Origin of the sequence: Ottowia sp. (assembly GCF_046348305.1) — a bacterium.
In the GTDB taxonomy this organism is placed as follows: Bacteria; Pseudomonadota; Gammaproteobacteria; order Burkholderiales; family Burkholderiaceae_C; genus Ottowia.
In genome coordinates, this window is record NZ_JAXMEM010000003.1 from 122,151 (window position 1) to 141,146 (window position 18,996).

The following is an 18,996-nucleotide window of genomic DNA, read 5'->3' on the forward strand; positions in this document are numbered from 1 at the left end:
CGCCCCGGCTTCAGGCGTTGGCGCCACGGGCCCCCACCCCCGCCCCTCCCCCAGAGGGGGAGGGAGTGAAATCGGCAATCTCAAATGGGCGACGCATCAGATCAAATCGGCCTACAGCGCTTTAGCATCAAGCGCAAGCAGCTATCAAATCAATAGAGCAGACACCATGACCCCGCCTCGCCCCTTCGCCCAGATCGACGTGTTCACCGCCCACGCCGGGCTTGGCAACCCGGTGGCCGTGGTGCTGGACGGCAGCGGCTTGGACGATGCAGCGATGCAGCGCTTTGCCCGCTGGACGAATCTGTCCGAGACCACCTTCGTGCTGCCGCCCACCGACCCGGCGGCCGACTACCGGCTTCGCATCTTCACCCCCGGCGGCGAGCTGCCCTTTGCCGGCCACCCGACGCTGGGTTCGTGCCATGCCTGGCTGGCGGCGGGTGGCCAGCCCAGGGCGGGCGATCGCATCGTGCAGCAGTGCGCGCAGGGCTTGATCCAGATCCGGCGCGACGGTGGCCGGCTCGCCTTCGCCGCGCCCGCCAGCCGCCGCAGCGATCCCGAGCCCGCGCTGTTGGCGCGCGTGACCCAGGCGCTGGGCTTGCGCGCGGAGCAGGTGCGGCGCGCGCAGGTGCTCGACAACGGCCCGGTTTGGTTCGCGCTTGTGCTCGACAGTGCGGACACCGTGCTGGCGCTCGAACCCGACCACGCCAGCTTGGCCAATTTGGGGCAAAAAGTGGGTGTGGCCGGTGCCCATCAAGCGCAAGAAGCTATTCAATTGATAGTCAAATCAAGCCGAGAGGCGCGCGCATTCACTGCCGCGGCGGGACGCACCGAAGCGCCCTTGATCGAAGTGCGCGCCTTCGTCGATCCTGTTGGCGTGGCCGAAGACCCGGTCACCGGCAGCCTCAACGCCAGCCTGGCCCAGTGGCTGATCGAAGTGGGCGACTTGCCCGCGCGCTACCTTGCCGCGCAGGGTACCGCGCTGGGCCGCGCCGGGCGCGTGCATGTCGTGCGCGACGCCGACGGCACGGTGTGGGTGGGCGGCGACTGCGTGGCCGTCATTCAAGGCGAGGTGTCTTTGTGAGCGCGCCGGGCCGTTCCCAAGCGCGAATCCCGCAGCGCGCAGCGCGGAGGGTCGTCCAGTGAGCGCGCCGGGCCGTTCCCAAGCGCGAATCCCGCAGCGCGCAGCGCGGAGGGTCGTCTTGTGAACGCGCAACTCGATCACCTGGTGGTGCTGGCCGACACGCTGGCCGCCGGCGTGGCGTGGTGCGAGGCGCGCCTGGGCGTTACACCCGCGGCGGGTGGACGCCACGCGCTGTTCGGCACGCACAACCACCTGCTGGCCGTGGGCAGCCCGGGCTTTGCGCAAGCCTATCTGGAGGTCATCGCCATCGACCCCGACGCCGACGCGCCGCAGCGCACGCGCTGGTTCGACATGGACGACGTGCGCTTGCAGCAGGAGGTGCGCCAGCACGGCCCGCGCCTGATCCACTGGGTGGCGCGCGTGCCCGATCTGGCGCAGGCGCTGGCCGCGCTGGCGGCACGCGGCATCGACGCGGGCGCGTGCCTGCAGGCCAGCCGCATGACGCTGCGCGGGCTGCTCCAGTGGCGCATCGCCGTGCGGCCCGACGGCCAGCGCTTGTTCGATGGCTGCCTGCCCACGCTGATCGAATGGGGAGCGGTGCACCCCACCGACAGCCTGCCGGCCAGCGGCATTGCGCTGCACGCGCTGCGCCTGCAACACCCCGACGCCGCGCCCTTGCAAGCGGCGCTGCACGCCTGCGGCCTGACCGACATCGGCGTGACGCCGGCAGCGGCGCCCGGCATCGAGGCCGTGCTGCACACGCCGCGCGGGCCGGTGGTGCTGTCGTCCACACTTTGAGGGAAAGCCATGCTCTCGCACGTCTACATCGGCATCTCGGACTTTGCGCGCGCTTGGGCGTTCTATGCCCCGTTGATGCAGGCGCTGGGGCACCCGCTGCGTTTTTGCGACCCGGATCGGGGCAGCGCGGGCTGGCGGTCGGTGCCGGGCCCGCGGCCGCTGCTGGTCATCGCGCGGCCGTTCGACGGGCAGCCGGCCACGGCCGGCAACGGCAGCATGGTGGCCCTGCTGGCCGCCACGCGTGCGCAGGTGGACCAGGCCCATGCCATGGCGCTGGCCCACGGCGGCACGTCCGAAGGCGCGCCCGGCCCGCGCCCGCACTATCACCCCCACTACTACGGCGCCTACTTTCGCGACCCCGACGGCAACAAGCTGGCCGTGGCCTGCCACGAGCCGCCGCCGCTGCACGCGGACGCGACGGCGTCCAGGCCGCCCGTGGCGGTGCGGGCGGCCGACGTCGCGCCGCGAGCCCGGCAAACCAACTACCCCGAGCCCTTTGCCACCCGCATGGCCGGCCGATCCAAGCGCGCGCTGGGCGACGTGTTCGGCCTGGCCAATTTCGGCGTCAACCTCACGCGGCTGGCGCCGGGCGCGGTCTCATCGCTGCGCCATGCGCACACGCGGCAGGACGAGTTCATCTACGTGCTCCAGGGCCATCCCACCCTGCACACCGACGAAGGGCGCACGCCGCTGGCTCCCGGCCAGTGCGCGGGCTTTCGGGCTGGCACCGGCAATGCGCACCACCTGGTCAACGAGACGGACCAGGACGTGCTGTACCTCGAGGTGGGCGACCGACTGCCGGGCGACGAGGGGCGCTACCCGGACGACGACATTCAGGCGGTGATGGTGGACGGCCGGTGGCGTTTTGCGCACAAGAACGGCGAGCCCTACGCTTGAAGTGAAGCACCCCCAGTCTCCACTCGCTGCGCGATGGATTGCCTGGCGCGCGCCGCCAGAGGCGGCGGCCCTTCGGTCTGTCCAGACCTGCGCAGGCAGGTTTGGAGCCGCAGACCTCAGCCCCCTTGCATGGGGCGCACCCAGTGACAGGGGAAACCCCGGTCACGGGTGCCCTGGCGTGGCCTGCTTCGCGGCCGACTGGCCCTTTGAGGGCATATGCGCCGCGGGCGGCGCGCAGCGCTTCGACAAGTTCAGCGCAGCGGCGCCTGCACGATCTGCCCGGCCAGCCAGTCCATGATGCCGGGCCAGCCCGACAGGGTGGGGCGCACCGCCACGTTCAGGCCCGGATGCTGGCGGCCGATGTCCTCGATCAGCGCGGGCAGGTCGTGCAGCACGTGCCCGCCGGCGGCCCAGAACACGGGCACCAGCTCGATGGTGGTGTGGCCGCTGGCGGCCAGCTCATGCAGCGCCTGGGCCAACGTGGGCGCCATGCGCTCCAGGTAGGCGATGCGCACCGTGCAGGCCGCGGCGGCGCGGCGCTGCACCGCGGCCTGCAGGGCCTGCATGGGTTCGGCCCACTGCGGATCGCGGGAGCCGTGGGCGAAAAGGACGATGGCGTGGCGCTGGGGTGCTGGGGTCACGATGCAAGGGTCTCAGGCCGTTGCGGCCCGGGGCGTTGGCAGGCCGATGGATGACCCGCCATCTTGCATCAATGCGGCCGCGCGCACCACGTCGCCGATCACCAGGATGGCGGGCGAGCCCATGCCCAGGCGCCGGATGTCGCCGGCCAGCGCCCGCAAGGTGCCGACATGGGCCCGCTGTTGCGGCGTGCAGCCGCTTTGCACCACGGCGGCGGGCGTGCTGCCGGGCAGACCGGCGGCCATCAGCGCGGCGGTGATGTCGGCGCTGTGGGTGATGCCCATGTAGATGACCAGCGTGATGCCGCCGCGCGCGGTTTGCGCCAGCTGCGCCCAGTCGGGCCCGGCGTGGCCCGGCTGCGCGTGGCCGGTGACCAGCAGCACGCCTTGCGCCCAGCGCCGGTCGGTGACGGGAATGCCTGCCTCGGCCGGCGCGGCGATGCCGGCGGTGATGCCGGGCACCACGGTGTGCGCCACGCCGGCGGCGCGCAGGGCGGCCGCTTCTTCGCCGCCGCGGCCAAACACATAGGGGTCGCCGCCCTTCAGCCGCACCACGCGCTCGCCGTGCAGGGCCTCGGTCACCAGCATGGCCTCGATGAAGCCCTGCTGCGTGCTGACGGCGCCGCCGCGCTTGCCGCAGTGCACGATGCGCGCGCTGGGGCGCACGTAGCGCAGCACGGCGGCGTCGACCAGATCATCGACCAGCACCACCGTGGCTTGCCGCAGCGCGCGGATGGCGCGCACGGTGAGCAGGTCGGCCGCGCCCGGGCCGGCGCCCACCAGGGTGACGTGGCCGGGGCGCGTCGCCGCGGACGCCGCTGCGTTGTCGGCAGCAGCGCGCGTCATGCGAACACCGGCGTCTCGACGCCCAGCACCTTGTGCAGCTTGGGGCTGGTGGTGGTGTATTGCAGGTGAATCTTGCCCTTGTCCGGAAAGACGATGGCGGCGGCGGCAAAGGCGGCCAGCGCGCATTCGTGAAAGCCGCTGAGGATCAGCTTTTTCTTGCCGGGGTAGGTGTTGATGTCGCCGACGGCAAAGATGCCGCGCACGCTGGTGGAAAATTTTTCGGTGTCGACGACGAGCTGCTTGCGCTCGATCTGCAGGTTCCATTCGGCAATCGGGCCCAGCTTTGGGCTGAGGCCGAAGAACACCAGCAGCGCATCCAGTGGCACCACGCGCGTCACGCCGTCGCCGCCCGTCACCTTGGCGGCGACCAGTTGGCCGTCGCGCTCGTCGTAGCCCGTGACCTGGCCGACCATGAACTGCATCTGCTGCTGCTCGCACAAGGCGTGCATGCGCGCCACGCTGGCCGGCGCCGCGCGAAAGCCGTCACGGCGGTGCAGCAGGATCACGCTGGCGGCCTGGTTGGGGCCCTCGGCGGCAAAGTTGAGCGCCCAGTCCAGCGCCGAATCGCCGCCGCCGGCAATTAGCAGGTTTTTTCCGGCAAAGGCGGCCGGGTCGCGCACACGGTGAAAAAGCTGCTTGCCCTCGAAGGCGGCCAGCCCGTCCAGCTTGATCGAGCGCGGCTCGAACGCGCCCACGCCGGCGGCGATGAACACGGTGCGCGCGATGAAGCGCGTGCCGGCGCTGGTCTCCACCTCAAAGCGCCCGTCGGCCTGCTCGCGCAGCACGGTCACCGTCTGGCTCAGATGAAAGGTGGCGCCAAAGGGCTCGATCTGCCTCAGCAGCGCGTCGGTCAGCTCCTGGCCGGTGCATACCGGGATGGCGGGGATGTCGTAGATCGGCTTGTCGGGGTACAGCTCGATCGGCTGGCCGCCGGGCACCGCCAGCGAGTCGATGACGTGGGCCTTGATCTCCAGCAGGCCCAGCTCGAAGACCTGGAACAGCCCCACCGGGCCGGCGCCGATGATGAGGGCGTCGGTCTCGATCGGGCCGGCGTGGCTGTGGGCGGTGTCGATGACGGCGGGGTTGGCTTGGGGTTCCATGAGATTCCTTGATGGGGTTGGCGCGCGGCGCGGGTTCAGCGTTCAAGCTCGGCCAGCTTGCCGACCTTGTCCTTCCAGTCCTCGGCGTCGGGCAGGGCCTCGCGCCGGTGCGTGATGACGGGCCAGCCAAGCAGCGCCAGCTCGGCGTTGAGTGCCGTCATGTGCAACTGGTCCTTGGGCAGGTCTTCCTCGGCAAAGATGGCGTTGACGGGGCACTCGGGGATGCAGACGGCGCAGTCGATGCACTCCTCGGGGTCGATGGTCAAGAAGTTGGGGCCCTCGTGAAAGCAATCGACGGGGCACACCTCGACGCAGTCGGTGTATTTGCAGCGGATGCAGGCTTCGGTGACGACGTGGGTCATGGGTACAGCAAAGCGGAGGGGATCAACGAACGAGGACGGCCGCCGAGGTGCGGTGCGTGGCCGTGTCGACCAGCACCAGCGCGCCCAGCGAGCGCGACTCGGCATAGGGCCGCACGGCCAGCGGCTCTTGCAGCGCCAGCGTGACGTGGCCGATGGCGTTGGACGGCAGCTCGCTGGCCTCTTCTTCGGCCAGGGTGTTCACGTCCAGCCGGTGCGCGATGCGCGTGACGCGCGCCTTGACCCAGCGGTGGCCGTGCAGCGCCCAGTGCACGCGGCCCACGGTGAGCGGCTCGTCGTCCAGCCAGGCCAGCGTGGCCTCGATCTCGCGCGTGGGTGCATGGGCGCCGGGCGCCAGCAGCCAGTCACCGCGCGAGATGTCGAGCTCGCGGTCCAGCACCAGGCCGACGCTGGCGCCGGCGCGCCCGGTGCCGCTTTGGCGCACGTGGTCCAGCACCTGCACCACGGTCGCGCTTTGGCCGCCGGGCAGCACGGTGATGGCCTGGCCTGGCGCCACCGTGCCGGCGGCCACGCGGCCCCAGAACACGCGCCGGCCGTGCGCGGTCTCGGTTGGCGACGTGGGTTTCTCGACCCATTGCACCGGTAGCGCGAACGCTTCGTCGACGGCCGCCGAAGCGACGGGCAGTTCTTCCAGCAGCGCCAGCAGGCTGGGGCCTTCGTAGCCGCACCAGCCGGCGCGCCGCTCCACCACGTTCCAGCCATGCAGGGCCGAGATCGGCACGATGGCCTGCACCGCCAGGCCGGCGTCCTGCGCAAAGGTTTGCAGGGCGGCGCGGATGTGGGCAAAGGCGGTGGCGGCGTCGGGCACGGCGTCGAGCTTGTTGACGGCAAACACCAGCGAGGGCACGCGCAGCAGCGCGGCCAGCAGGGCGTGGCGGCGCGTTTGCGCCAGCAGCGTCACGCTGGCCTGCTGCGCGTCGAGCTTGGTGGCGTCCACCAGCACCACGGCGGCGTCGGCGCCCGAGGCGGCGGTGACCATGTTGCGCGTGTACTGCTCGTGGCCCGGCGCGTCGCCAATGATGAACTTGCGCCGCGCGGTGGCGAAGTAGCGCCAGGCCACGTCGATGGTGATGCCCTGCTCGCGCTCGGCCGCCAGGCCATCGGTCAGCAGCGCCAGGTCGGGTGCGCCGCCGCGCTGCACGCCGGCCAGCTGATCCTGCAGCACCGAGCGGCTGTCCACCAGCAGGCGCCCGATCAGCGTGCTCTTGCCATCGTCCACGCTGCCGCAGGTGATGAAGCGCAGCGCAGATTCGATGTCGAATTGGCCTGTAGCGCCTGGTGGATAAGCGTGAGTAGCTATCGATGTGGTAGTAGTCATGATGTGGAAAGATAAACAGCCGGACGCAGAGGACGCAGAAGATACGCAGAGGACGCAGAAGAATTCAAATCAAATTTTTGGTTCTTTTTGCGTCCTTTGCGAATCCTTTGCGTCCTCTGCGTCCGGTTTTTTAGGGCTTAGAAATAGCCTTCCTTCTTGCGCTTTTCCATCGAGGCATCCGAGGTCTTGTCGTCCATGCGCGTGGCGCCACGCTCGCTGACTTCGACCGCCAGGGTCTCGATCACGATCTCGGCCGCGCTGGCGGCGGCGCTTTCGACCGGGCAGGTGCAGGTGATGTCGCCCACGGTGCGAAAGCGCACGCTGCGCGTGACGGCCTGCTCGCCGGGCTTGAGCGGGGTGAGCGGCGTGACGGGCACCAGCAGGCCCCGGCGCTCGACCACCTCGCGCTTGTGCGCGTAGTACAGCGCGGGCAGGGCCACGTGTTCGCGCGCGATGTACTGCCACACATCCAGCTCGGTCCAGTTGCTGATGGGAAACACGCGGAAATGCTCGCCGGGGTGCAGCCGGGTGTTGAACAGCGTCCACAGTTCGGGGCGCTGGGCCTTGGGCTGCCACTGGCCAAAGCCGTCGCGGTGGCTGAAGATGCGCTCCTTGGCGCGCGCCTTTTCCTCGTCGCGGCGCGCGCCGCCGATCAGCGCGTCGAAGCGCAGCTCCTCGATCGCCTCCAGCAGCGTGACGGCCTGATGCGGGTTGCGCGGCTCATCGGCGCGCGCCAGCCGCACCGTGCCGCGCGCCATGCTGTCCTCGACGTGGCGCACGATCAGCTCGGCGCCCAACTCCCGGGCGCGCTGGTCGCGGAAATCGGTCACCTCCGGAAAGTTGTGGCCGGTGTCGATCATGAGCAGCGGAAAGGGGATGCGGCCAATGCCAAAGGCCTTCTCGGCGCACTTGAGCATCACCAGCGAATCCTTGCCGCCCGAAAACAGCAGGGCCGGGCGCTCGAAGGCGGCGGCCACCTCGCGCAGGATGAAGATGGTTTCTTCCTCCAGCGCGTCGAGGTGGCGGTTGCTCAGGCGGGTCAGCAGTTGGGGGTCGACTCGGGCGTTCATGGGGTTCTTTCCATCACTTCGGATTTATCTCCCTCCCCCTTTGGGGGAGGGTTGGGGTGGGGGCCAGCGGCGCTTGCCAAGGGCGACGCGCCGCAAGCCCCCATCCCTGCCGTCCCCCAGCGGGGGAAGGAGCGATACCAGGTGGCTATGTCTTCACGTGCAAGCCGCATTCCTTGGCGCTCCCCGTTTGGCTTCGGCCCGGCCACTGCGTGGCCTTCACATCGCCTGCGGCGATATGAGCCTGCGCCGAAGCAATGCCCTGGGGCGCTTCGCTGCGCGAATCGCCAGCGCCTGCCGGCGCTGAATGCGGCTTGACGTGCAAGCCGCATTCCTTGAGGTCATTGCTTTCCCACCACCAGCGGCCGGCGCGGATGTCCTCGCCCAGGGTGATGGCGCGGGTGCAGGGCGCGCAGCCGATGCTGGGGTAGAACTGGTCGTGCAGCGGGTTGGTGTCCACGCCGTGCTCGGCCACGTAGTGCCACACGTCGCCCTGCGTCCAGTCCGCGAGCGGGTTGAACTTGATGCGCGCCTCGCTGCGGTCCACGACGGGCACCTGCGCGCGCGCGCCGGACTGCTCGCGGCGCAGGCCGGTGATCCAGCCGGCCTTGCCCGCCAGCGCGCGCCCCAAAGGCTCCAGCTTGCGGATGGCGCAGCACGACTTGCGCAGCTCGATGCTCTGGTAGATGGCGTCCTGGCCGTTGGCGCGGATGTAGTCCTGCACCGCCTCGGGCTGCGGGCGAAACACCTGCACCGGCGCGCGCGAGTGGGCCTGCAGGCGCTCGAGCAGGGCCAGGGTCTCGGTGTGCAGGCGGCCGGTGTCGAGCACGAAGATGGGAATGGGCAGGGCCAGTGCGTTGATGAGGTGGCTGACGACCATGTCCTCCACGCCCAGGCTGTTGGCTTGCGTCACATGGCCCAGCTCGGCCGCCTCGCGCAGCACCAGGCGGGCGTGCGCCAGCTTGCGCGCGTAGTCGGGCGAAGGTTTGGCATACAGCTCGACGGCCGAGCTCTTTGGCGGGCGCAGCTTGCTGATCGACGTGATTGCGTTCATGCCAGCTCCAGAACCGCATCGGCCTGCGCCAGGCGCGCAAACAGCGGCCGCGGCTCCAGCACGTCGCCCTGGTAGAAGCCGGCAAAGCGATCGAACTGGCGCTGCGCGGCCGAGGCATCGACACCCGGCACCAGCACGGCGCTGGAAAAGCCGCTGCGCTGCATGTGCACCAGCTGGTCGATCAGCACGTCGCCGGTGGCGCGGATGTCGCCCGCGAACTTGTAGCGCCGGCGCAGCAGCACGGCCTGGGTGTAGGCGCGGCCGTCGGTGAACTTGGGAAAGTGCAGCTCGACGCGCTGCACGCCGGCCAGCGCGCCGCTGGCCACCAGGTCGGCCAGTTCGGCGTCGTTGGCGATGGGCAGGATCTGGCCTTCAGGCAGGTCGTTGCCGATGGCGTCGGATGCAAGAATGTTCATGGTCGGTGCTCCGGTTTTCAGTCAAATCAGGAGGGCTTCGGGTTTGGGGTGGCGCGCGCCGTTGGCGGCCTGCTTGAAGGGGTCGTGCCCGACGCGGCGCAGCGCGTCGATGAACAGCTCGCCCGGCTGGCGCAGCGCGCGAAAGGTGTCCAGCAGCGCCTCGATCACGTCGGGCACCTCGGCCGCCGAGAACGAGGGGCCGACCACCTTGCCGCCGATGGCCGGGCCCGACAGCCGCGAGCCGTCCGCCCCGCCCAGCGTGATTTGGTACCACTCCTTGCCGTCCTTGTCGACGCCCAGGATGCCGATGTGGCCGCTGTGGTGGTGGCCGCAGCTGTTGATGCAGCCGCTCATGTGGATGTCGATGGGGCCCAGGTCGAACACTTCGTCCAGGTCCTGGTAGCGCTCGGTCAGCGCCGCGGCAATGTGCAGCGAGCGCGCGTTGGCCAGCGAGCAGAAGTCGCCGCCGGGGCAGGAAATCATGTCGGTCAGCAGGCCGATGTTGGGCTGCGCCAGGCCCAGCTTGCGCGCGGCCTCGTACAGCGCGGGCAGGTCGCTGGCAAACACCCAGGGCAGCAGCAGGTTCTGCTCGTGCGTCAGGCGCGCCTCGCCGGCCGAAAAGTCTTCGGCCAGTTGCGCCAGGGCCTGAAGCGTGTCTCCGTCGGCGTCGCCCGGGTTGAAGCCCACGCGCTTGAAGGACAGGGTCACGGTCTTCATGCCGGCCAGCTTGTGGCCGCGCACGTTTTGCCTGAGCCAGCGCTGGTAGAGCTGGCCCTGCGGATCAACCTGGCTGGGGCGATTGGCGGGCGCGAGCGGCGGCACGACGAAGTGGCGCGCCACGCGCTCGAACTCGGCCGTGGTGATGGTGTGCGGCGCGCCGTCTTGCTGCACGATGGCCTGATATTCCTTCTCGACCGCGTCGATGAAGCCCTGGCCCTCGCTCTTGACCAGGATCTTGATGCGCGCCTTCCACTTGTTGTCGCGCCGGCCATAGCTGTTGTAGACGCGCACGATGGCCTCGATGTAGTTCAGCAGCTGGTCCCAGGGCAAAAACTCGCGCACCACGGCGCCGATCAGCGGCGTGCGGCCCATGCCGCCACCCACCAGCACGCGAAAGCCCACCGCGCCGGCGTCGTCCTTGAGCGCCTGCAGGCCGATGTCGTACCAGCCGATGGCGGCGCGGTCCTCCTCGGCGCCGTTGAAGGCGATCTTGAACTTGCGCGGCAGGTAGGAGAACTCGGGGTGCAGCGAACTCCACTGGCGCGTGATCTCGGCAAACGGCCGGCAGTCGACGATGCCGTCCTCGGCAATGCCTTCCCACGCATCGCAGGTGATGTTGCGGATGTCGTTGCCGCTGGTCTGGATGCCGTGCATGTGCACGCTGGCCAAGAGCGCCATCACCTCGGGCGCCTTGACCAGCGGGATCCAGTTGAACTGGCAGTTGGTGCGCGTGGTGAAGTGGCCGTAGCCGTAGCGCAGCGGCGGCGCCTTCAGCGCCAGGCCGGGCTGGGCGGCCTGCAGCGCGTCCTGCGTGGCCTGGGCATGGGCCAGCAGCTCGGGGTCGGGCCGGTCGTACTCGCGCGCGATGCGCGCCAGCATGCGCAGCTGCGAGCTGCTCACTTCACCGTAGGGCACGGCAATGCGCGCCATGGGGGCGTAGCGCTGGATGTACCAGCCGTTTTGCAGGCGCAGCGGCAGCAGCTGCTCCTCGCTCAACTCGCCGCGCTGCCAGCGCTCGATCTGGTCGCGAAACTGCTCGGCACGCTGGCGCACGAAGGCTTGGTCGAAGGCGGTGTATTGGTACATCGAAGGGTTCTTTTCAAGCGAGCACGAGCTTGCTGCCCGCATAGGCCAGCAGCAGCGACAACAGGGTGCGCACCCAGCGCTGCGGCGCGTGCTGAGCCAGCCGTGTGCCGACCCAGATGCCGGGCAGCGAGCCGCACAGCAGCAGCGCCAGGAGGGTCCAGTCGACCGAGCCGATGGCCGCGTGGCCCAGGCCGGCGACCAGGGTCAGCGGCACGGCGTAGGCAATGTCGGCGGCAACGATGCGCGCCAGCGGCAGGGCGGGGTACAGCAGCAGCAGCACCGCCACGCCAATGGCGCCAGCGCCCACCGAGGTCAGCGTGACCAGGCTGCCGATGACCGCACCCAGTGTGATGGGCAGGGCCCAGTGACGTGCGCGCGTCGGGTCGATACCCGTCGCGGCGGGTTGCCGCTGGGGCGCATGGCCCAGGTTGGCCTTGTAGAAGGTGGCCGCGGCCGTCAGCAGCAAGGCCGCGCCCAGGGTGAGCGTGATGGCGCGTTGCACGGCGGGCTCGGCCGGGCCCACGCGATGCAGCACGTAGAGCGTGGCCAACGCGGCCGGGATGCTGCCCAGGCTGAGCTGGCCCACCACGCGCCAGGGCACCAGCCGGCGGCGCGCCAGCTGCAGCGTGCCACCCAGCTTGGTGCCGGCGGCAAACAGCAGGTCGGTGCCCACGGCCAGGTTGGGCGCGATGCCGAAGCCGAAGATCAGCAGCGGCGTCATCAGCGAGCCGCCGCCCACGCCCGTCAGCGCAACGACGAAGCCGACGAAAAAGCCGGCGAAAACAAAAGCCAGGTCCTGCATGGTGGCGGCGATTGTTGAGTGCGCCGCGCTCATCGCAAACGACATTTTTCTGATTTGCTAATGCGTACCATGGCGAATGGCCCCGGACCCCACGTGCCGCGCGGCGTACGCGGGACGCGTGGGGTTCTGATTCTGAATCCGCGTCAAATCGGCATTTTGCGCATGACAGTCGGGCGCAAGCAGCTATTAAATTGAGAGTAATCGATGTCTTCCGAATTCGTTCTGCCCACGCTTTCCGAGATCGAAGCGGCTGCCACCGTGGTGTACCGCGCCTTTGCGCCCACGCCGCAATACCGCTGGGCGCTGCTGTCCGAGCGCCTGGGTGCCGACTGCTGGGTCAAGCACGAGAACCACACGCCCGTGGGCGCCTTCAAGATTCGCGGTGGCCTGACCTTCTTCGACGCGCTGGCAAGGCGCGGCGCCTTGCCGCGCGAGGTCATCAGCGCCACGCGCGGCAACCACGGCCAGAGCATCGGCTGGGCCGCGCGTGCCCACGGTGTACGCTGCACCATCGTCGTGCCGCGCGGCAATTCGCCGGAGAAAAACGCCGCCATGCGCGCACTGGGCGTGGCGCTGATCGAGCACGGCGACGACTTCACCGCAGCGGCCGACCATGCGCGCCAGTTGGCCGCCGAGCGCGGAGCGCTCAGGGTGCCCAGCTTCGACCGCGACCTGGTGCTGGGCGTGGCGACGTACTGGCTGGAGTTCTTGCGCGCCCTGCCCCAGCTCGACGTGGCCTATGTGCCGATCGGCCTGGGCTCGGGCGCCTGCGCGGCCGTCGCGGCCAAGCGCGCGCTGGGCCACGCGGTGCGCCTGGTCGGCGTGGTCAGTCGGCACGCGCCGACCTATGCCCTGTCATTGGCCGCAGGCCGCGTGGTCGAGGCGCCCGTCACCACCCGGTTGGCCGACGGCATGGCTGTGCGCCGCGCCGACGCGCAGGCGCTGGCGGTGCTGGCCCAGGGGCTGGACCATATGGTGCAGGTGAGCGACGACGAAGTCGCGGCCGCCATGCGGGCCATCTACACCGACACCCACAACGTGGCCGAAGGCGCTGGCGCGGCGGCCTTGGCCGCAGCCCTGCAGGAGCGCCCCACGCTGCGCGGCCGGTGCGTCGGCGTGGCGCTGACGGGTGCCAATGTGGATGCCGACGCGTTTGCCGAAACGCTATCGAAAAAATAGCTTTTTGCGCTGGTTGGACGCGGGTTTCAGCTGAATTTGACTATTGAATTCGGGTGCCGCCGAGGCCGGCGCCGCAGGGTCGGCCAGCCGACGCAGCAGATGCAGCAGCGCGTCGGGTTGCACCGGCTTGAACATCACCGCCAGCCCGCTGGCGTAGGCGGCGCGCACGCGAGCGGGGTCGGTGTCGCCGGTAACCAGCACGGTGGGCACGGCGCGGCCGGCGCACGCGCGCAGCGCGGCGGTGGCGGCGATGCCGTCTTCGGCGCCGGCCAGTCGAAAGTCGACGATGAAGGCGTCAAAGCCCGCCGGCTCGGCTTGCACCAGGGCGTTGGCGGCGGCCAGTGTCTGCGTGATCTCGATGCGCGCGCAGTGCGGCGCCAGCCACAGGCGAATGGCCTCGCCCACGGCGGCTTCGTCGTCCAGCAGCAGCACGCGCAGCGGCCGCTCGAGGGTGGGGTGGGGCTCGACGACGGCCGCGGACGTCGGTGTGGCGGGCCGCAGCGGCAGGGGCTTGTCGCGCGGCAGCTCCAGCCAGAACACGCTGCCGCGGCCGACGCGCGAATGCACGCCGACCGCGCCGTCCAGCAACTGGGCCAGGCGCCGCACGATGGCCAGGCCGATGCCCAGGCCGTGCGTCACGTTGCGTTGCGGGTTACCCACTTGGTAGAACTCGTCGAACAGGTGCGGCAGGTGCTCGGGTGCGATGCCGGCGCCGGTGTCCCACACCGCCAGGCGCAGGCGCTGGCGCCGTACTCGGGCGCTGATCAGCATACGCCCGCGCCCATGGCTGGCGTACTTGATGGCGTTGTCGATGAAGTTGGACAGCACGCGCAGCACCAGGTCGGGGTCGGTCACCAGCACCTGCGGCCCGGTGTGAAAGCGCAGCTCGATGCCGGCCTCCTGCGCCGGCGGCTCGAACTGCTGGGCCAACGCCAAGAAGATCTGGTCCACCGCCACCAGCGCCCAATTGGGATGCACGGCGCCGGCGTCGATGCGCGAGATGTCCAGCATGCCGTTGAGCAAACCGCTCACCGAGTCGGTGGCCTGCACCACGCGGTCGGCCACCGGCTGCAGCGCGTGGCCGGCCAAATCGCGCTGCAGCGCGCGCGAGAACAGCGCCAGCGCGTGCACCGGCTGGCGCAGGTCGTGGCTGGCCGAGGCGAAGAAGCGGCTGCGCTCCTGGTTCAGGCGTTGCAGCTCGCGTGCGTGCGCCAGCACCTGCGCGGTCAGCGTCTCGTTGTCCAACTGCGCGCCGATCATGGCCACGTGCATGCGGTGCTCGATTAGCGCGAAGCGGCCGATGGTGGCGCCGAACAGCAGCGTGCAGGCGCACATGATCCAGCCCAGGGTGCCGCCCTCCCAGGCAAAGCGCAGCGCCAGCATCAGCGTGATGGGCGCCAGCCACCCCAGCACCGCGCTGCGCCGCGGCATGATGGGCGCGATGGAGGCGCCGATCATGCCGAACAGGATCACGATCATCACCGGCGCCAGGGTTTGCGGCTCGTCGGGCGGCAGCAGGATCCAGGGCGCGAAGCCCCAGGCGATGGAGGCGGCCACCAGCAGCGGCACCACGTGGCTCACGGCACGCGGCGGCAAGTGGTCGGGGTAGCGCGCCGGTGGATGGTCGCGCTCGGTGCGCCACAGCAGGTAGTAGCGCACCGCCTGCACGCCGTGCATCAGCGCCGCCCAGATGAACACCTGCGGCCGGCCTCTCAGCGCGTAGAACAGGCTCCACAGCAGCAGCGCCGCCAGAAATGCCCCCACGCGCGCGGCGCGCTCGAGCGCGAACAGCTGATAGTTGAGCCGCTCGCCGATGCGGCGCTGGCGCTCCTGCGCCCGCTCGCGCTCGGCGGCGTCGGCGAGCGGGGGCGTGGCGGAGGCTGTCACGGAAAGGACGTTGCCGTGGCGAGAGGCAGGCAGAATTCCGGCATGGGAACACTGTACCTTGTGCGCCACGGGCAGGCGAGCTTCGGCGCCGACGACTATGACCAGCTGAGCGCGCTCGGCCAGGCGCAGGCGCGCCGGCTGGGTGAGTACTGGCGCGAGTCGCAGGAGCCCGAACTGCGCTTCGACGCCGTGCTGACCGGCACGCTGCGCCGCCAGGTGCAGACCTGGCAGGGCATCGCCGAGGGCGCGGCGCTGGCCGACACGCCGCACACGCGCCTGGCCGGCCTCAACGAGTACGACAGCCACGCCGTCATCGCCGCCATTCACCCCGAGCCGCTGCCCAGGCCCGACACGCCCGAGCGCTACCGCGCGCACTTTCGCCTGCTGCGCCAGGGCCTGGCGGCCTGGATACGCGGCGAGACGGCGCCGACCGGCATGCCCAGCTACGCGGACTTCGTGCAGGGCGTGGACGACGCGCTGGCGCAGGCGCGCACGTCGGGCGCCGAACGGGTGCTGCTGGTGTCCAGCGGCGGGCCCATCGCGACGGCGGTGTCGCGCGTGCTGCAGGCGCCGCCCGAGGTCAGCATCGAGCTGAACCTGCACTACCGCAACACGGCGGTCAGCGAGCTGAACCTGGGCCGGCGCGGCCCGATGCTGGTGACCTACAACACGCTGCCGCACCTGGTCGGGCCGGCCTGGCGTGACTGGGTCAGCTACGCCTGAGCGCCGGGCTTTTTTGAGGTGCGTGTGCGCCCGCAACCCGCGCCGCGGGCGGCTGGGGCGCGCACTCTACTGCGGCTGAAAGCCGCTGTCCTTGATGATGCGCGACCACACCTGGGTGTAGGCACGCTCGCGCGTCTCCAGCTGGCGCGGCGTCATGTAGCCCACGGTCAGGCCCATGTCGGTCAGCTGTCGGTGCACCTCGGGGACGGCCAGGGCCTTTTCGAGCGCGCGCGTGAAGCGGTTGACGAAGTCGGCCGGCGTGCCCTTGGGCGCCCAGATGCCGTAGTAGGGCGTGTCTTCCAGTCCTTTGACGCCCAGCTCGGCAAAGGTGGGCACGCCCGGCAGCGCGGCCTGGCGCTGGCCGCCCAGCACGGCGATCATGTGCAGCTTGCCGGCGCGCTGGTACTCGATGAAGTCGGGCACCGAGCCCACGCCGGCCGGGATCTGGTTGCCCAGCATGTCGGCCATCATGGGCGCGCTGCCCTTGTAGGGCACGGGCGTCAGCTTCAGGTCGTACTTCTTGCCCAGCAGCTGCACCAGGAATTCGGGCGTGGAGGCCGGCGCCGGAATGCCGATGCCCGCCTGCCCGCCCTGCTTGCGCACCCAGGCGACGAACTCGCCCAGGCTGCGCGCCGGCGTGCCGCCCGACACCGCCAGGCCGTTGACGAAGGTGGCGATGCCGCCCACCGGCTCGAAGTCCGCCTGCGGGTCGAAGCCGGGCTTCTTGACCACCTGCGGCAGGATCGAGATGGTGTGGTCGTGCGACAGGAACAGCGTGGTGCCGTCTGCGCGCGCCGCCTTCAGTTGCTGCCCCGCGATCTGACCGCCGGCGCCGGGGCGGTTGTCGACCAGCACCGGGCGGCCCAGCTCGGCCTGCAACTTCTCGGCCAGCAGGCGGGCGATGGCGTCCGAGCCGCCCCCCGGCGGAAAGCCCACCAGCAGGTGGATCGGCGCATCCGACTGCGCCCACAGCGGCGCCGCAGCGCCCAGCGCGGCGGCGGACAGCAGGGTGGAGCAGAAGCGGCGGCGGCCCAGCATGGCGAGGTTCCTCAAGGCAAGCGGACGAAAGACGGCGATTCTAGTGTCCTGAAATGAAACACCCCCAGTCTCCACTCGCTGCGCGATGTTGCGCCCGGTGCTCGCCGCCAGAGGCGGCGGCCCTTCGGTCTGTCCAGACCTGCGCAGGCAGGTCTGGAGCCGCAGACCTCAGCCCCCTCCAGGAGACATCGCCCGTGGTCGGGCTTGCCCTCGGGCGTTGTCCCCCTGGGGGGAAGGCGACGCTGGGAGGGGCTAGATCGGGCGCAGGGTGTCGGCCGGCAGGCGGTCGACTTCCTTGAGCAGGGTGGCCAGCGCGCGGCCGGCGGCGTCGATCAGGGCCAGGCCGTCTTCCAGGTCGGCCGCGGCGGCATTGCCGGCGGCGCCCTCGGGGTTCAGGTCTTGCGCGGCCCAGGCCAGTTTGGCGCTGCGGCCGTTGCCCAGGGTGGGGTAGTCGCGCGCGCGCAATTGGGACGTGGAGTCGAAGAACTTGAAGCGCGACTGGCGCACCAGGCGCGGCTTGAGCGCCAGCATCATGGCCGTCTCGATCTGGCCGCCGTGCACGCCGAAGCGCTGTTCCTCGGCCGGAAAACGCTCCATCGCGTCCTTGCCGTCGGGCTCGAGCAGTGGCAGGTTGAACCAGCTGGCGCTGTACACCAGCATGCCCAGCCGCGCGCGCCAGTCGCGGGCCACCACGTCCATCAGGCCCACATTGCCGCCGTGGGTGTTGAACAGCACCAGCTTGCGCACGCCGCTGGCCAGCACGCTCTCGGCAATGTCGGTCCACAGCCGCATCACGGTGTCGGCCTTCAGGCTCAGCGTGCCGGCAAAGGCCGCGTGCTCGGGGCTGTAGCCAATGCGCTGCACCGGCAAGAACAGCGCCGGCAGGTCGGCCGGCAAATGCGCCGTCGCCGCCTGCACCATGCTGTGGGCCAGGTTGGCGTCCACCGACAGCGGCAGGTGCGGGCCGTGCTGCTCGGTGGCGCCCAGCGGCAGCACGGCAATGGCGCGCTGCAAGTCCAGCGTGGCGAAGTCGGTGGTCGCCAGGTCCGACCATTGGCGCGTGCGGGGGGGCTGTGCGGGCATGTCGCGCATCTTACGCAACATTGCTTACGGATCGCTACCATAGTCCGGATGACAGAAGAACTTTTTCGTCAGGACGCAACACTCGCGCAGTGCCGCGCCACCGTGCTGGCCGTGACCGAGGCCGGCGTCGTGCTCGACCGCACCGTGTTCTACCCGCTGGGCGGCGGACAGGCGGGCGATGCGGGCTGGATGGAGACGGCGGGCGGCTCGCGCATCGCCATTGCCGACACGCGCAAGGAGAAGGATACCGATGGTGCGGCAACAGGCCGAATCGTCCATTTGCCAGCACCCGATCAGCGCGAGGCGCTATCAAAATTGGTGATCGGCGAGACGGTGCTGGCCTGCATCGACATGCCGCGGCGCCGGCGCCTGATGCGTTTTCATACCGCCTCGCACCTGCTGTGCCACCTGGTGCCGGTGCCGGTCAATGGCTGCTCCATCACGCCCGAGCATGCGCGCATCGACTTTCACATGAGCGAGCCGCTGGACAAGGAGCAGCTCACGGCCGGCCTGGCGCGCCTGGTGGCTGCCGGCTGGCCGGTGGTGGTGGGCTCGGTGACGGACGCCGAGCTGGACGCGCACCCCGAGCTGGTCAAGAGCATGAGCGTGCAGCCGCCGCGCGGCAGCGGCACGGTGCGCACGATACGGATCGGCGCCGCGCCCGCGGACGCCGAGCGGATCGGCGCCGCGCCCGCGGACGCCGAGCGCATCGGCGCGCCGGGTAGCGAGCTGATCGATTTGCAGCCCTGCGGTGGCACCCACGTGGCCAACACGGCCGAGATCGGCGCGGTGGTGGTGACCAGGATCGAAAAAAAGAGCGCCATGACGCGCCGCGTGGTGCTGGGATTGGTCGATTGAACTTTGGGCGGGATACGACTCGAAC

At 70.1% G+C, this 18,996-nt stretch carries 18 protein-coding genes and 1 pseudogene; 6 read left to right on the top strand and 13 right to left on the bottom strand.

Annotated features, from left to right (window positions below):
* The first annotated feature begins 166 nt into the window (after positions 1–166).
* The 3 genes from U1F38_RS00710 to U1F38_RS00720 all read left to right on the top strand — a co-directional run bounded on the left by U1F38_RS00710 (position 167) and on the right by U1F38_RS00720 (position 2,776).
* Positions 167–1,081, top strand: coding sequence for a PhzF family phenazine biosynthesis protein (locus U1F38_RS00710; RefSeq protein WP_409985134.1), 915 nt, complete (start codon positions 167–169; stop codon positions 1,079–1,081).
* A gap of 120 nt (positions 1,082–1,201) precedes the next feature.
* Complete coding sequence (locus tag U1F38_RS00715) at positions 1,202–1,879, top strand: VOC family protein (protein ID WP_409985135.1); 678 nt, start codon at positions 1,202–1,204, stop codon at positions 1,877–1,879.
* Between the two features lie 9 nt (positions 1,880–1,888).
* The gene (locus U1F38_RS00720; protein WP_409985136.1) at positions 1,889–2,776 is read left to right on the top strand and encodes a cupin domain-containing protein; all 888 of its coding nucleotides are present in this window, start codon (positions 1,889–1,891) and stop codon (positions 2,774–2,776) included.
* Positions 2,777–3,027: 251 nt separating this feature from the next.
* Here the strand turns inward: U1F38_RS00720 and U1F38_RS00725 are convergent, their stop codons facing one another.
* The 10 genes and pseudogenes from U1F38_RS00725 to U1F38_RS00770 form a co-directional block, all read right to left on the bottom strand.
* The gene (locus tag U1F38_RS00725; protein WP_409985137.1) at positions 3,028–3,417 is read right to left on the bottom strand and encodes a sirohydrochlorin chelatase; all 390 of its coding nucleotides are present in this window, start codon (positions 3,415–3,417) and stop codon (positions 3,028–3,030) included.
* A gap of 12 nt (positions 3,418–3,429) precedes the next feature.
* Positions 3,430–4,260, bottom strand: a complete 831-nt coding sequence (gene cobA, locus U1F38_RS00730) for a uroporphyrinogen-III C-methyltransferase (protein ID WP_409985138.1) — start codon at positions 4,258–4,260, stop codon at positions 3,430–3,432.
* The gene (locus U1F38_RS00735; RefSeq protein ID WP_409985139.1) at positions 4,257–5,360 is read right to left on the bottom strand and encodes an NAD(P)/FAD-dependent oxidoreductase; all 1,104 of its coding nucleotides are present in this window, start codon (positions 5,358–5,360) and stop codon (positions 4,257–4,259) included. Before U1F38_RS00735 ends, cobA begins: the two co-directional genes overlap by 4 nt.
* Positions 5,361–5,395: 35 nt before the next feature.
* Positions 5,396–5,722: a ferredoxin FdxA gene (gene fdxA, locus U1F38_RS00740; protein WP_409985140.1), complete on the bottom strand. Its 327-nt coding sequence runs from the start codon at positions 5,720–5,722 to the stop codon at positions 5,396–5,398.
* 22 nt (positions 5,723–5,744) lie between these two features.
* Positions 5,745–7,058: a sulfate adenylyltransferase subunit 1 gene (locus U1F38_RS00745; protein ID WP_409985141.1), complete on the bottom strand. Its 1,314-nt coding sequence runs from the start codon at positions 7,056–7,058 to the stop codon at positions 5,745–5,747.
* 137 nt (positions 7,059–7,195) lie between these two features.
* Positions 7,196–8,128, bottom strand: a complete 933-nt coding sequence (cysD, locus tag U1F38_RS00750; protein WP_409985142.1) for a sulfate adenylyltransferase subunit CysD — start codon at positions 8,126–8,128, stop codon at positions 7,196–7,198.
* A 310-nt stretch (positions 8,129–8,438) separates the two neighbouring features.
* Positions 8,439–9,179: pseudogene (locus tag U1F38_RS00755) on the bottom strand (phosphoadenylyl-sulfate reductase); the annotation flags it as partial.
* Positions 9,176–9,595 (bottom strand): DUF934 domain-containing protein, encoded by a 420-nt coding sequence (locus U1F38_RS00760; protein WP_409985143.1) that lies wholly within the window; start codon positions 9,593–9,595, stop codon positions 9,176–9,178. The gene U1F38_RS00760 and the pseudogene U1F38_RS00755, both read right to left, overlap by 4 nt.
* A gap of 21 nt (positions 9,596–9,616) precedes the next feature.
* A complete protein-coding gene (locus U1F38_RS00765; protein WP_409985144.1) occupies positions 9,617–11,401 on the bottom strand; it encodes a nitrite/sulfite reductase in 1,785 nt (594 codons plus the stop codon).
* 13 nt (positions 11,402–11,414) lie between these two features.
* Complete coding sequence (locus tag U1F38_RS00770; protein ID WP_409985145.1) at positions 11,415–12,203, bottom strand: sulfite exporter TauE/SafE family protein; 789 nt, start codon at positions 12,201–12,203, stop codon at positions 11,415–11,417.
* A gap of 204 nt (positions 12,204–12,407) precedes the next feature.
* Between U1F38_RS00770 and U1F38_RS00775 the strand changes: the two genes are divergently transcribed.
* The gene (locus tag U1F38_RS00775) at positions 12,408–13,382 is read left to right on the top strand and encodes a threonine dehydratase (protein ID WP_409985146.1); all 975 of its coding nucleotides are present in this window, start codon (positions 12,408–12,410) and stop codon (positions 13,380–13,382) included.
* Here U1F38_RS00775 and U1F38_RS00780 read toward each other — a convergent pair.
* Positions 13,368–15,269, bottom strand: a complete 1,902-nt coding sequence (locus U1F38_RS00780; RefSeq protein ID WP_409985147.1) for an ATP-binding protein — start codon at positions 15,267–15,269, stop codon at positions 13,368–13,370. The two genes, U1F38_RS00775 and U1F38_RS00780, sit on opposite strands and share 15 nt — an antisense overlap.
* A 42-nt stretch (positions 15,270–15,311) precedes the next feature.
* Between U1F38_RS00780 and U1F38_RS00785 the strand changes: the two genes are divergently transcribed.
* Positions 15,312–15,992 (top strand): histidine phosphatase family protein, encoded by a 681-nt coding sequence (locus U1F38_RS00785; protein WP_409985148.1) that lies wholly within the window; start codon positions 15,312–15,314, stop codon positions 15,990–15,992.
* A gap of 66 nt (positions 15,993–16,058) precedes the next feature.
* Here the strand turns inward: U1F38_RS00785 and U1F38_RS00790 are convergent, their stop codons facing one another.
* Both U1F38_RS00790 and U1F38_RS00795 read right to left on the bottom strand, forming a co-directional pair.
* A complete protein-coding gene (locus U1F38_RS00790) occupies positions 16,059–17,030 on the bottom strand; it encodes a Bug family tripartite tricarboxylate transporter substrate binding protein (RefSeq protein WP_409985149.1) in 972 nt (323 codons plus the stop codon).
* Positions 17,031–17,282: 252 nt separating this feature from the next.
* Positions 17,283–18,113 (bottom strand): creatininase family protein, encoded by an 831-nt coding sequence (locus U1F38_RS00795; protein ID WP_409985150.1) that lies wholly within the window; start codon positions 18,111–18,113, stop codon positions 17,283–17,285.
* Between the two features lie 48 nt (positions 18,114–18,161).
* Between U1F38_RS00795 and U1F38_RS00800 the strand changes: the two genes are divergently transcribed.
* Entirely contained in the window at positions 18,162–18,971 is an 810-nt protein-coding gene (locus tag U1F38_RS00800; RefSeq protein WP_409985151.1) for an alanyl-tRNA editing protein, read from the top strand.
* Positions 18,972–18,996 lie beyond the last annotated feature (25 nt).

What these genes read in the sequence shown, in the direction of transcription:
- U1F38_RS00710 (WP_409985134.1), top strand. Translation starts at nt 167, where the DNA reads ATGACCCCGCCTCGCCCCTTCGCCCAGATCGACGTGTTCACCGCCCAC.
- U1F38_RS00720 (WP_409985136.1), top strand. Translation starts at nt 1,889, where the DNA reads ATGCTCTCGCACGTCTACATCGGCATCTCGGACTTTGCGCGCGCTTGG.
- cobA (WP_409985138.1), bottom strand. Translation starts at nt 4,260, where the DNA reads ATGACGCGCGCTGCTGCCGACAACGCAGCGGCGTCCGCGGCGACGCGC.
- U1F38_RS00735 (WP_409985139.1), bottom strand. Translation starts at nt 5,360, where the DNA reads ATGGAACCCCAAGCCAACCCCGCCGTCATCGACACCGCCCACAGCCAC.
- fdxA (WP_409985140.1), bottom strand. Translation starts at nt 5,722, where the DNA reads ATGACCCACGTCGTCACCGAAGCCTGCATCCGCTGCAAATACACCGAC.
- U1F38_RS00745 (WP_409985141.1), bottom strand. Translation starts at nt 7,058, where the DNA reads ATGACTACTACCACATCGATAGCTACTCACGCTTATCCACCAGGCGCT.
- cysD (WP_409985142.1), bottom strand. Translation starts at nt 8,128, where the DNA reads ATGAACGCCCGAGTCGACCCCCAACTGCTGACCCGCCTGAGCAACCGC.
- U1F38_RS00760 (WP_409985143.1), bottom strand. Translation starts at nt 9,595, where the DNA reads ATGAACATTCTTGCATCCGACGCCATCGGCAACGACCTGCCTGAAGGC.
- U1F38_RS00765 (WP_409985144.1), bottom strand. Translation starts at nt 11,401, where the DNA reads ATGTACCAATACACCGCCTTCGACCAAGCCTTCGTGCGCCAGCGTGCC.
- U1F38_RS00770 (WP_409985145.1), bottom strand. Translation starts at nt 12,203, where the DNA reads ATGCAGGACCTGGCTTTTGTTTTCGCCGGCTTTTTCGTCGGCTTCGTC.
- U1F38_RS00775 (WP_409985146.1), top strand. Translation starts at nt 12,408, where the DNA reads ATGTCTTCCGAATTCGTTCTGCCCACGCTTTCCGAGATCGAAGCGGCT.
- U1F38_RS00785 (WP_409985148.1), top strand. Translation starts at nt 15,312, where the DNA reads ATGGGAACACTGTACCTTGTGCGCCACGGGCAGGCGAGCTTCGGCGCC.
- U1F38_RS00790 (WP_409985149.1), bottom strand. Translation starts at nt 17,030, where the DNA reads ATGCTGGGCCGCCGCCGCTTCTGCTCCACCCTGCTGTCCGCCGCCGCG.
- U1F38_RS00795 (WP_409985150.1), bottom strand. Translation starts at nt 18,113, where the DNA reads ATGCCCGCACAGCCCCCCCGCACGCGCCAATGGTCGGACCTGGCGACC.
- U1F38_RS00800 (WP_409985151.1), top strand. Translation starts at nt 18,162, where the DNA reads ATGACAGAAGAACTTTTTCGTCAGGACGCAACACTCGCGCAGTGCCGC.